The organism is Marivita sp. GX14005 (genome assembly GCF_023370775.1).
Taxonomy (GTDB): Bacteria; Pseudomonadota; Alphaproteobacteria; order Rhodobacterales; family Rhodobacteraceae; genus Marivita.
In genome coordinates, this window is the sequence record NZ_JAMCCQ010000002.1 from 96,740 (window position 1) to 107,375 (window position 10,636).

The window sequence follows — 10,636 nt, forward strand, 5'->3', positions numbered from 1 at the left end:
TATGACGGGAGCGCGCGATGACCAACCCTTTGCTCGAACCTTGGACTGCCGAGTTCGCCATGCCGCCTTTCGGGGCGATCCGGGACGATCATTTCGGACCCGCCATCGAAGCGGGGATGGCGCGGCACCTCGCGGAGATCGACGATATCGCCGGCAATGCCGAGCCGCCCGATTTTGCCAATACGATCGAGGCGTTCCTTGCGAGCGGCGCGGCGCTCGACCGGGTCTTGGGCGTGTTTTACAATCTGGCCGGTGCCGATAGCACGCCTGAACGCGAGGCGCTTATGCGGGAATTTTCGCCAAGGCTGGCGGAGCATTCGACGGCGATTTATGGCAATCGGGCGCTGTTCGAACGGATCGAGGCGGTCTGGCAGGCACGCGACGGGCTCGATCTTGCACCTCAGCAGGAACGGGTGCTGATGCTGACGCGCCGCAGCTTCCTGCGTGCCGGCGCTGGGCTGGAAGGGCAGGACGCGGTGCGCATGCGGTACATCAAGAGCCGTCTTGCGAGCCTTGGCACGCAGTTCGGCCAGAACCTTTTGGCCGATGAGCGCGATTGGCAATATGCGTTGAGCGAAGCGGATCTGAAAGGCTTGCCCGAATTCGTGACCGATGCCCTGCATGCGGCCGGGCGGGAACGCGGGGCGAACGGGCCCGTGCTGACGCTGTCGCGGTCGGTTATCGTGCCGTTTCTGCAGTTCTGCCCCGATCGCGCCATGCGCGAGACGGCATGGCGGGCCTGGATCTCTCGCGGGGAACGCGGGGGAGCGACCGACAATCGCGACATCGCCGCCGAAATCCTGGCCTTGCGTCATGAACGGGCGCGGCTATTGGGCTACCCGGACTTCGCGTCCTTCAAGCTGGAAACGGAGATGGCGAAGACGCCTGCCGCGGTGCGCGATTTGCTGATCAAGGTCTGGAAGCCGGCAAAAGCCCGCGCCGATGCGGATGCGCGGCTGCTCGAAAAACGCGTGCAGGCGGAGGGGGTGAACGGGCCGCTGCGCCCCTGGGATTGGCGATATTACGCGGAAGCGCGGCGTCAGGAGGAATTCGCGCTGAACGAGGCCGAGGTGAAGCCGTATTTTCAACTCGACAGGATGATCGAGGCCGCGTTTTCCTGTGCCACGCGCCTTTTCGGGCTGGAATTCACGCTGCTCGATGTGCCGCTTTATCACCCCGATTGCCGCGCCTGGGAGGTGACGCGAAACGGCGCGCATGTAGCGGTTTTCATCGGCGATTATTTCGCGCGCGCTTCGAAACGCTCGGGCGCGTGGTGTTCGGCCTTCCGCGCGCAGCGGGAGTTTCCCGATGCGCAGCGGCCGATCGTCGTCAATGTCTGCAATTTCGCGAAAAGCGATCCGGCGCTTCTGTCCTATGACGATGCGCGCACACTCTTCCATGAATTCGGCCATGCGCTGCACCAGATGCTGTCCGATGTGCGCTACGACATGATCTCGGGCACGTCGGTGGCGCGGGATTTCGTCGAATTGCCGAGCCAGCTATTCGAACACTGGCTTGAGGTGCCGGAGGTGCTTCGGCAGTTCGCCACCCATGCGGACACCGGAGAGCCGATGCCGGCGGACATGCTCGAGAAGGTGCTGGCTGCAGCGACCTACGACATGGGTTTTCAAACGGTGGAATACCTTGCATCGGCTCTGGTGGATCTTGCGTTCCACGAGGGCGCGCCGCCGGAGGATGTCATGGCGAGGCAGCAGGAGGTTCTGGGAAAACTGGACATGCCGGGGGCGATCGTCATGCGTCATGCCAGCCCGCATTTCGCGCACGTCTTTACCGGCGACGGATATTCGTCGGGCTATTACAGCTACATGTGGTCAGAAGTGATGGATGCGGACGCCTTCGCCGCGTTCCAGGAAGCCGGCGGGCCGTTCGATGCCGGCATGGCAAAGAAGCTCGAGCGTCATATCCTGTCGGCTGGCGGATCGGAGGAAGCGGACGTGCTATATAAGAAGTTCCGCGGCCGCATGCCGGGTGTCGAGGCGCTTTTGAAGGGTCGCGGGCTCGCGGCGTAGGCGAACCTTCCGTCGACGGAAGGTCGTAAATGCGTTGACGCATTTACCCCGGCTCCGGTGCGATCCGCTGGTCGATCAGGAAGCGTTCGAAGGCGTCGAGGTTGACGGGTTCGAACTGTCCGAACCCCTGCATCCAGACACTGGCCGCCCGCAGGGCATCGGGTTCGAGCCGGCACCATTTGACACGGCCGCGCTTGTCCTGGCTAATGAGACCGGCATTCGCGAGGATGACGAGGTGTTTCGAAATCGCGGCGAGCGACATGTCGAAGGGCTCCGCCACGTCCGTCACGGCCATGTCGTCCTCCAGCAGCATGGACAGGATGCGGCGGCGGGTCGGGTCGGCGAGCGCGGCAAAGACGATGTCGAGGTTTCGGGCCATACGCCTCAATACCTTTGCGAGTGCAGGATACTCAACTGCAAAGTTGAATATGGGTTTGGGGCGGAATTGCTCCGAACCGCCGATCGGGCGGCCGGGCGATGGGTCGTCGGGATAGGAAAAACATATGTATATCAGAGATATACATGGTGTTCCCGGCCATGCCATGCCGTCTTGACTCTGGCGGGGCCGCGCCATAGCACATGCGCAAAGTTCCAACCGGGGCGGTGGCGGTGTCAGAGCGGGATTCGAGGCAGCGGCTGGCAGAGCTGGAAGCAAGGATCGCGGCGGCCAAGGGGGCCGGCACGGACAAGCCGCACCAGGAGGAACATTACAGCCAGGCACAACATGCCTGGCGGATGGTAATCGAGCTGGTCTCCGGCCTGGGGATCGGGTTTGGCATCGGATACGGGCTGGATGCGCTTTTCGGAACGCAGCCGTTCCTGATGGTGCTGTTTACATTGCTGGGCTTTGCCGCCGGGATCAACGTGATGATCCGCAGCGCAAGGGAAATGCAGAGAACGAACCTGGCCGAACGGGCCGGAGAGAACGAGAGGGATCAGGATGGCAACGGCAGTTGACGATCACGGCGAAGGCGGCGGCCTCGTGTTCCACCCGATGGACCAGTTCATCATAGAGCCGGTCTTCGGCGACGGCGCAGTTGGCATGTTCACCTTCACCAATATCGCGCTTTGGATGCTGCTGGCGGTGGCTTGCGTCGTCGGGCTGATGGTGCTTGGCACCTCGAAGCGCGCGACCGTTCCCTCGCGCACGCAATCGGTGGCCGAATTGGCCTACGGGTTCATCTACAAGATGGTCGAGGACGTGACCGGCAAGGATGCGGTAAAGTATTTTCCCTATATCTTCACGCTCTTCATATTCATCGTGTTCTCGAATTTCCTCGCGCTGATCCCGACCTCGTTTTCGCCCACCTCGCATATCGCCGTCACGGCGGTGCTGGGTTTCGGCGTGTTCATCGCGGTGACTGTTCTGGGCTTCGTCAAGAACGGAGCGAGCTTTCTGGGCCTCTTCTGGGTGTCGAGCGCGCCCCTGGCGCTGCGTCCTATCCTGGCGGTGATTGAGCTCATCTCGTATTTCGTGCGCCCGGTGAGCCATTCCATTCGTCTTGCGGGCAACATCATGGCGGGCCACGCGGTTCTCAAGGTTTTCGCCGGCTTCGCCGCGATCACCGTGGTCGCACCGCTTTCGGTTCTGGGCATCACGGCGATCTACGCGCTTGAGGTGTTGGTGGGCTTCATCCAGGCGTATGTCTTCACGATCCTCACATGCGTCTATCTGAAAGACGCGTTGCACCCGTCGCACTAACGACATCGCCGGGCGGCTTGCCCGGCACGATCTTCAACTTCCAATCGTAAGGAGAATTCACATGGAAGGCGATCTCGCACATATCGGCGCAGGCCTGGCAGCAATCGGTTCGGGTGCGGCAGCACTCGGGGTGGGCAACGTGGCCGGCAACTACCTCGCAGGCGCGCTGCGCAACCCGTCCGCGGCCGCGTCGCAGACAGCCACGCTCTTCATCGGTATCGCATTCGCGGAAGCGCTGGGGATCTTCGCGTTCCTCGTTTCGCTGCTGCTGATGTTCGCCGTCTAAGCATCGGATCCCAATCCTTACGCGCGGGCGGTGCTGCGTTCGACGCAGCCCGCCCGATGTAACGACGAGTTCCGACGGAGGACGACATGGCAACCGAACCCATTGATCTCGAAGCTGCAGGGCTTTGCGTCGGCCCGGATGGCAGCGCCATCGGGATGCCGCAGCTTTGCGCGGACTGGATGCCGAACCAGATCTTCTGGCTCGTGATCACGCTGATCGTGATCTACCTTGTCCTGTCCCGTGTCGCGTTGCCGCGCATTGCGACGGTTCTGGCGGAACGGCAGGGCACGATCACGAATGACCTCGCCACGGCGGAGGATCTCAAGCGCAAGGCGTCCGAGGCCGAAGAGGCCTACAACAAGTCGCTGACCGATGCGCGGGCCGAAGCGCAACGGATCATCGCTCAGAACAAATCCGAAATGCAGGCCGATCTCGACAAGGCAATCGCCAAGGCGGATGCCGAGATCGCCGCGAAAACCGCTGAATCCCAGAAGGCCATCGCCGATATCCGAGCCTCTGCGGTTCAGAGCGTCGAGGCCGTGGCCAAGGAAACCGCGGGCAGCATCGTTGCCGCGCTTGGCGGGCAGGCCGATGATGCGACCATCGCGGCAGCGGTGGATGCGAACATGAAAGGGGCGTCGTCATGAGACCGTTTCTGGTGGCCCTTGCCGCAAGTGTGGTGGCCGTTCCGGCCCATGCCGCGGACGGGCCTTTCATCTCGCTCAACAATACCGATTTCGTGGTGCTGCTTGGCTTCATCGTCTTCATCGGCATTCTGCTCTATTACCGTGTGCCGACACTTCTGATGAAGATGCTGGACAAGCGCGCCGAGAATATCCGGGCCGAACTGGACGAGGCCAAGGCCATTCGCGAGGAAGCGCAGGCGCTTTTGGCGTCCTATGAGCGCCAGCAGCGCGAGGTGCGCGATCAGGCCGACCGGATCATCGCCCATGCCAAGCAGGAAGCGGCGGCCGCAGGCGAGCAGGCGAAGGTCGATCTGAAGAAATCCATCGAGCGCCGTCTTGCGGCTGCCGAGGATCAGATCGCCTCGGCCGAGGCGAGCGCGGTCAAGGAAGTGCGGGACCGTGCGATTGCCGTCGCCGTGGCGGCTGCGCGGGACGTTGTGGCCAAGCAGATGAGCAAGCAGGATGCGGCGAAGACGATCGACGAGTCGATCGCGACCGTGGGGCAGAAACTGCACTGATCGTTTTCAATGGATAGACGAAGCGCCCCGGAGGTTTTCCGGGGCGCTTTCGTTTGAAGAGGAAGGATGCGTTGACGCATCCTGTTGTTTCCGTCGACGGAAACAGGGCGTTGCACTCAGGTTTCGGGCGTTTCGCGTTCGCCGAAAATGGCGGAGCCGACGCGGATATGGGTGGCGCCGAAGGCGATGGCCTGCTCGAAATCCGCTGACATGCCCATCGAGAGTTGCTTGAGGCCGTTGCGCTCGGCGAGTTTCCTGAGCAGGGCAAAATGCAGCGAAGGGGTTTCCTCCGCCGGCGGAATACACATCAACCCGTGGACCGGCAGATCGAGCGCAAGACAGTCCTTGACGAAGGCATCGGTTGCGTCCGGCGCGATCCCGGCCTTTTGCGGTTCCTCCCCGGTGTTAACTTGGATGAAGAGCGGCGGACAATGCCCGGTTTCCTGCGCGAGGCGGGCGAAGGTCTTGGCCAGTTTCGGCCGGTCGAGCGTGTGGATCGCGTCGAACAGCTCGAAGGCTTGTCGGGCCTTGTTCGTCTGGAGCGGGCCGATCAGGTGCAGGTCGATCCCGTCGAACCGGGCGCGGAAATCTGGCCACTTCCCGGCCGCTTCCTGAACGCGGTTTTCGCCGAATGAGCGGTGCCCCTCCCGAAGCACGGCGTCCACGCGCTCATTGGGTTGGACCTTGGACACGGCGATCAGCGTAATGTCCTCGGACGCGCGCCCGGCGTCCCGGGCGGCGGCGGCGATGCGCGATCGGATGTCGGTCAGTCCCATGATGTGTCTCCCCATGCGTCGAAGAAGGGTTGCAGCTCGGCCTCGTAGCGGCGCCAGGCGGCGGCGGAGCTTTGGTAGATCGGTTGGCGCACCTGATGCAGGCTCAGGGTTTTGACGGTGCCGCCGGATTTGTGGAAATCGAGGCAACGGTCTTCCCAGTCCAACCCTGCGCCATCGATCAGCGCGCGGGATCCGGCTTCGGGATCGGAGACGAGATCCTCGTAGCGAATCTCGGTCAGGCGATCCGGCAGGGTGTCGCGCCAATGGGCGGTGATGCGGCGGAAGCTCTTGATCACCTCGGCAATCGCGGCGAGATCGGTGGCATAGCGATGGGTGCCGGTGCTGAAATGGTTCTTGTAGATCGACACAGCGATGTCGCGCGGGTCGCGGTGGACGATGATGAACCGGGCGTTCGGCAGGGTCGCGTGCAGCAGGCCGTAGATCAGGAAGGCCATGATCGACTTGTCGGTGAGGCGCGGCGTGTCCTGCGCGGCGCTGGGGCGGTTGAGCTGTTCGAGCTGCCGGGTGAAACGGATCAACTCGTCGCGGGTGGCCGTTGCGAGCGGTCTCATGGCGGCCCCGGCGCCGAAGCTGGCATAGGCACAGCGCAGCGCCGTCGCCATCTCGCCGCCGGCCTGAACCTGTGAATGGCTGGCGATGATCTGTTCGACCAGCGTCGTGCCGGAGCGGGGGAGGCCGGTGACGAAGATCAGCCCCGGTTTCGTGCCCGGCGCATCGGCAAGCTGCGTCAGGCCGTCCTGCGCGGCGACTGTGCCGGACCATTCGGCGGCGCGGGCGGCGGGATCGTCGGGCCACAGCGCGGCCTGGGCCGCGTTGGCGGGGCGGAGGTGGTGAAAGACACGACCGTGCTGGCCGGTATCCTCCATCGCCTTGGCGAGCGCGAAGTTGATATGCATCCGGCCCGCCGGCGGCAATTTGGGATGTTTGGCGAGGCGCCGCATCGCGCCGATGAGCGGATCGCTTTTGGTAAACCGGTGAGTGGCCGCGAACATGCGGTAAAGCTCGGCATCGTTCGGGTGCTTCTTGAGCAGCCTGCGAAAGAGGGCTTCGGAGGCGTCGAACCGTCCGGCGCGTTGCAGGTAGAGCGCCTTGTCGGCCTGCGGTTTGATCGCCTTGGGATCGAGCGCGATCTGGCGATCGAGGAGGCCGAGCACGTCGTCATGCGCCCCGAGGGCGGTGTAGGTGGCAATCCCCTCGGACAGGATGGCCGGATCGGTCGGGCGCAGGCGCAGCGCGTTGTCGATGGCGCTTTGACGTTTGGCGCTGTCGCCGAGCCGGGCGGCGAGACGGGCGCGGGAGAGATACAGATCGGCGTTTTGCGGGGCTTGCAGGATCAGCCCGTCGAGCAGCGCGGCGGCTTCGCGCAGCGCGCCGGACTGCGCAAGGCGTTGCGCCTTGTCGAACCCGGCCTTGAGCATGGATTGGGGATGTGCCTGCATCATGTGCCCTGTCGTTTCGCCGATAGCTACAGGGGGGATGCGCAAAAGAAAAGAGCGGGCGCAAGGCCCGCTCTTCGCTAACCAAATCTGGTTCAGAGCTATTAGAAGCTCATCGACAGACCGAAGGAGTAGCTGTCTTCGTCGTTGTCGCCGAGACCGTCGACATCGTCGGAGTTGCCGTAGCCAACGTGAGCTGCGAGACCGCCGCCCAGGTCGTAGGTGGCTGCGAGGCCCCAGCCGGACGCATCTTCCGCGCCGACATTGACGGCCCAATCTTCGTACTCACCGTAGTTGACGCCAACGGACAGCGCGTTCCAGGTGTAGCCGAGGCCAATACCCATGAAGGTGCCGTTGTCGGACTGACCTTCGATGTCTGCTTCTGCGTAGTTCACGGCCATCGAGAGGCCATTCGCCAGCGTTGCGTCGATGCTTGCGCCGATCAGCTCGACATCGGCCAGAACGTCGCGGTCAACGGTCTGGTAGCCGAGGCCGAAGCCGAGAGCCGTGCCGCCGAAATCGGTGACGTAGCGAACACCGAGGCCCCAGACGGGATCGTCGTCGCCGCTATCGTCCATTTCAGCCGATGCTGCGACGATGAAGCCGGCAGCGGAGTAGGACACGCGTGCGATCTGGCCGTCATACAGTTCGTCGAGGCCGGAGTTGCCGTTGTAGCCAGAATGTTCGGTCTCGTCGTCGGCGATGGATGCGCCGGCCAGTGCGATTTCCTGAAGAACGGCGTCGTATGCGCCATCGGTGTCGCCCATGTCGAGGCGCATGCCACCATAGGACAGGAACCAGACAGCACCATACTGATCTGTTGCGTCGAATGCGCCGTCTTCCTGGGTCTCGTCGAGATCGACAGTGGCACCGAAGGCGAGGCCGCCATCGGATTCGCCGGTCATGGCGAAGGTGACGTCGATATCTGTGTGGAACTGGTCTTCGTCGCCATAGCGGTCACCGCCGATGACACCGATTTCGGCGTAGCCGGTGATGGAGACTTCTGCGGCTGCGATGCCTGCTGTTGCAACCAGCGCGGTGGAAGCAAGAAGAAGAGTTTTCATTGTTTTCCCTCATGTGTTCGTAAGGCACGGACCAAACCGACTGTTCGGATTAGCTGAGGCTTCTATGCTCCCCGGGGGGGCTTTATTGCAAGGCGAGCGACAAATCGGCATCGAACTTCGCGATCTGTGATGCGCATTTGCCACAAGCCTCGCGGGCGGATTATCGTTCAAACTCCGCGCGCTCCGCCCGGTTTGCAAGTTCGGCTTGTCGTGGATGGGCACGGCTAGTATGCAAAGCGAAAGGCAAACTAGCAGTCGAGGGCAGTCTTTGATGGACCATGCACGTATCAGGACCGGTTTTGGCCTCGCGCTCATCGGTGCGCTGGCGGCCGGATGCGGCGGCGGCGAGCCGGTCGAGACACGCCCGGCCTCCGAGATTGCCGACGACATCATTTACCAGGACCGGATGCGCCCGCAATCGACGCTGTTCGATTTCTTCCGCAACAGGGGCGATGCCGGGCAGGTCGGTGCGGTCAACAAGTATATCTGGAACGCCGCGCTCGAAACGCTGGATTTCCTGCCGGTGCAATCGGTCGATCCGTTCACCGGGGTGATCACCACGGGTTTCGGCACGCCGCCGGGCGGCGGGCGCGCGTATCGCGCGACGATCCTCGTCAACGATCCCGCGCTCGATGCGCGGTCACTGAACCTCGCGCTGATGACCCGCTCCGGCCCGGCGAGCGCGGAGACTGTGCGGGCGGTGGAGGATGCGATCCTGACCCGTGCACGGCAACTGCGCCAGCAGGACAGCCGGCTTTAATCCTGCGGCTTGCGCACCGGGCTGATCCGGGCCAGCGCATCGACCCAATCCAGTTGCCGTGGCAGGCAAATGCCTGACAGGTCGTAGTTTTCCGTAACGAAGCGCCGTGCCGCCCGGCCGAGGGCGGTGCCCCGTTCAGGAGCGTCGAGCAGGGCGCAGGTTTTTTCGACCAGCCTTGCACGGTCGAAGAAATCGACCAGAACCCCGGTCCGGTCCGCCTCGATCACCTCGCGCACCGGTGCGGTGTCGGAGGCGACGATGGCGCAGCCTGCGCTCATCGCTTCGAGCAGGGACCAGGAGAGCACGAACGGATAGGTCAGATAGACATGGACTGTGCTGACCTGAAGCACCGCGAGGAAGCGCGCATAGGAAACACGGCCAAGGAAATGCACGCGCGCCCAGTCGTTATCGGGAATCGCCGGGCGCACCTCTTCGGCGAAGATCCGTTTCCACGTTTGTCCTGCGGGCGGTTTCGCGCCATAGCTCGTCTCGTCGCCTCCCAAGATCACGATCTGCGCCTCGGGCCGCCGGCGCAGCAGGTCGGGCAGCGCGCGCATGAAGACGTGATACCCGCGGTAAGGTTCGAGATTTCGGTTGATGAAGGTGATGACCTCATCGGCGCGCGTCAGGGTCCGGCCGTTCGGAAGCGCAAGTTTCGCCGTCGCATTTGGCGTGACGTGAACGGTATCGATGCCGTCATGGCAGATCGTGATGCGGTCCCGGTAATGCGCGGGGTAGGTCGCGGCCTGAAAGCGCGTGGGGCTGATGCCGGCATCCATGACCTCTTCGTGCAGACGGTTGTTGAGGTTCTTCATCCGAAGGCGCAGCGCATCGCGGCCCGGTGCGGGGCTGGGAAATTCCGGATCGAACCCGGTCTGGTCGGGGCCGGAGCGGTGATAAAGCTCGCAATAGAGACCCATCCGCGCCTCGGGCCAGACATCCTTGAGAAAGAGGCTTTCGCCCCAGCCGTGATGGGCGATGATGACATCGGGAAAGAAGCCGGCGTCGCGCAGGCCGAGCGCCGCGTCATGGCAGCCGGAGCCGCGCAGGATCTTGGTTTCGAAATCCACCAGCCAGGGATGGATGCCGCGCGTGCTGGAGCCGGTGACGGTGTAGGGCAGAACGGTGACGCCGCGCCATTCGGCGGGTTCCGTGACCTTGGGCGTCAGTGCGACAACCGTGTCGCCGCGTGCGGCGAGCGCGGGAGCGAGATGCTTGAATTGGCCGGGGAAATTCTGGTGGATCAGGAGGATTTTCATGGCGCGCCGATGGGTGGTCTTGCCTTCGGTATGCCCGCGCGCCAGGGCGATCACAACGCTGGGCAGGCTTTCACTGGACGATCGGGCGGCATCGCCTT

Annotated in this window: 12 protein-coding genes; 7 read left to right on the plus strand and 5 right to left on the minus strand. The window is 63.3% G+C overall.

Features of this window, described 5'->3' with window-relative positions; translation table 11 throughout:
• The first annotated feature begins 17 nt into the window (after positions 1 to 17).
• Positions 18 to 2,030 (plus strand): M3 family metallopeptidase, encoded by a 2,013-nt coding sequence (locus M3465_RS06630; RefSeq protein ID WP_249500955.1) that lies wholly within the window; start codon positions 18 to 20, stop codon positions 2,028 to 2,030.
• A gap of 43 nt (positions 2,031 to 2,073) precedes the next feature.
• Here the strand turns inward: M3465_RS06630 and M3465_RS06635 are convergent, their stop codons facing one another.
• Positions 2,074 to 2,409 carry an ArsR/SmtB family transcription factor gene (locus tag M3465_RS06635; protein ID WP_249500956.1) on the minus strand — a complete coding sequence of 112 codons (336 nt, stop codon included), beginning with the start codon at positions 2,407 to 2,409 and terminating at the stop codon, positions 2,074 to 2,076.
• Positions 2,410 to 2,609: 200 nt separating this feature from the next.
• Between M3465_RS06635 and M3465_RS06640 the strand changes: the two genes are divergently transcribed.
• From M3465_RS06640 to M3465_RS06660, 5 genes are all read left to right on the plus strand, one after another.
• A complete protein-coding gene (locus tag M3465_RS06640) occupies positions 2,610 to 2,987 on the plus strand; it encodes an AtpZ/AtpI family protein (RefSeq protein ID WP_249500957.1) in 378 nt (125 codons plus the stop codon).
• Complete coding sequence (locus M3465_RS06645; protein ID WP_249500958.1) at positions 2,971 to 3,732, plus strand: F0F1 ATP synthase subunit A; 762 nt, start codon at positions 2,971 to 2,973, stop codon at positions 3,730 to 3,732. The genes M3465_RS06640 and M3465_RS06645 overlap by 17 nt, the downstream gene beginning before the upstream one ends.
• Positions 3,733 to 3,793: 61 nt before the next feature.
• Positions 3,794 to 4,018: a F0F1 ATP synthase subunit C gene (locus M3465_RS06650; protein ID WP_249500959.1), complete on the plus strand. Its 225-nt coding sequence runs from the start codon at positions 3,794 to 3,796 to the stop codon at positions 4,016 to 4,018.
• Positions 4,019 to 4,104: 86 nt separating this feature from the next.
• A complete protein-coding gene (locus M3465_RS06655; protein WP_249500960.1) occupies positions 4,105 to 4,665 on the plus strand; it encodes a F0F1 ATP synthase subunit B' in 561 nt (186 codons plus the stop codon).
• A complete protein-coding gene (locus tag M3465_RS06660) occupies positions 4,662 to 5,222 on the plus strand; it encodes a F0F1 ATP synthase subunit B (protein WP_249500961.1) in 561 nt (186 codons plus the stop codon). Before M3465_RS06655 ends, M3465_RS06660 begins: the two co-directional genes overlap by 4 nt.
• A 116-nt stretch (positions 5,223 to 5,338) precedes the next feature.
• On the opposite strand, the gene M3465_RS06665 is transcribed toward M3465_RS06660, so the two are convergent.
• The 3 genes from M3465_RS06665 to M3465_RS06675 all read right to left on the minus strand — a co-directional run bounded on the left by M3465_RS06665 (position 5,339) and on the right by M3465_RS06675 (position 8,519).
• Positions 5,339 to 5,998: a YggS family pyridoxal phosphate-dependent enzyme gene (locus tag M3465_RS06665; RefSeq protein ID WP_249500962.1), complete on the minus strand. Its 660-nt coding sequence runs from the start codon at positions 5,996 to 5,998 to the stop codon at positions 5,339 to 5,341.
• Positions 5,989 to 7,461, minus strand: a complete 1,473-nt coding sequence (locus M3465_RS06670; protein ID WP_249500963.1) for a tetratricopeptide repeat-containing sulfotransferase family protein — start codon at positions 7,459 to 7,461, stop codon at positions 5,989 to 5,991. Before M3465_RS06670 ends, M3465_RS06665 begins: the two co-directional genes overlap by 10 nt.
• A 98-nt stretch (positions 7,462 to 7,559) precedes the next feature.
• Complete coding sequence (locus tag M3465_RS06675; RefSeq protein ID WP_249500964.1) at positions 7,560 to 8,519, minus strand: porin; 960 nt, start codon at positions 8,517 to 8,519, stop codon at positions 7,560 to 7,562.
• Between the two features lie 271 nt (positions 8,520 to 8,790).
• Between M3465_RS06675 and M3465_RS06680 the strand changes: the two genes are divergently transcribed.
• Entirely contained in the window at positions 8,791 to 9,279 is a 489-nt protein-coding gene (locus M3465_RS06680) for a DUF3576 domain-containing protein (protein ID WP_249500965.1), read from the plus strand.
• On the opposite strand, the gene M3465_RS06685 is transcribed toward M3465_RS06680, so the two are convergent.
• Positions 9,276 to 10,538 carry a glycosyltransferase gene (locus tag M3465_RS06685; RefSeq protein WP_249501602.1) on the minus strand — a complete coding sequence of 421 codons (1,263 nt, stop codon included), beginning with the start codon at positions 10,536 to 10,538 and terminating at the stop codon, positions 9,276 to 9,278. The genes M3465_RS06680 and M3465_RS06685 overlap by 4 nt on opposite strands.
• Positions 10,539 to 10,636: the final 98 nt, after the last annotated feature.

Bases quoted from the DNA above. Each gene is read 5' to 3' on its own strand.
- M3465_RS06630 (WP_249500955.1), top strand. From the start codon at position 18: ATGACCAACCCTTTGCTCGAACCTTGGACTGCCGAGTTCGCCATGCCG.
- M3465_RS06635 (WP_249500956.1), bottom strand. From the start codon at position 2,409: ATGGCCCGAAACCTCGACATCGTCTTTGCCGCGCTCGCCGACCCGACC.
- M3465_RS06640 (WP_249500957.1), top strand. From the start codon at position 2,610: ATGCGCAAAGTTCCAACCGGGGCGGTGGCGGTGTCAGAGCGGGATTCG.
- M3465_RS06645 (WP_249500958.1), top strand. From the start codon at position 2,971: ATGGCAACGGCAGTTGACGATCACGGCGAAGGCGGCGGCCTCGTGTTC.
- M3465_RS06650 (WP_249500959.1), top strand. From the start codon at position 3,794: ATGGAAGGCGATCTCGCACATATCGGCGCAGGCCTGGCAGCAATCGGT.
- M3465_RS06655 (WP_249500960.1), top strand. From the start codon at position 4,105: ATGGCAACCGAACCCATTGATCTCGAAGCTGCAGGGCTTTGCGTCGGC.
- M3465_RS06660 (WP_249500961.1), top strand. From the start codon at position 4,662: ATGAGACCGTTTCTGGTGGCCCTTGCCGCAAGTGTGGTGGCCGTTCCG.
- M3465_RS06665 (WP_249500962.1), bottom strand. From the start codon at position 5,998: ATGGGACTGACCGACATCCGATCGCGCATCGCCGCCGCCGCCCGGGAC.
- M3465_RS06670 (WP_249500963.1), bottom strand. From the start codon at position 7,461: ATGATGCAGGCACATCCCCAATCCATGCTCAAGGCCGGGTTCGACAAG.
- M3465_RS06675 (WP_249500964.1), bottom strand. From the start codon at position 8,519: ATGAAAACTCTTCTTCTTGCTTCCACCGCGCTGGTTGCAACAGCAGGC.
- M3465_RS06680 (WP_249500965.1), top strand. From the start codon at position 8,791: ATGGACCATGCACGTATCAGGACCGGTTTTGGCCTCGCGCTCATCGGT.
- M3465_RS06685 (WP_249501602.1), bottom strand. From the start codon at position 10,538: ATGAAAATCCTCCTGATCCACCAGAATTTCCCCGGCCAATTCAAGCAT.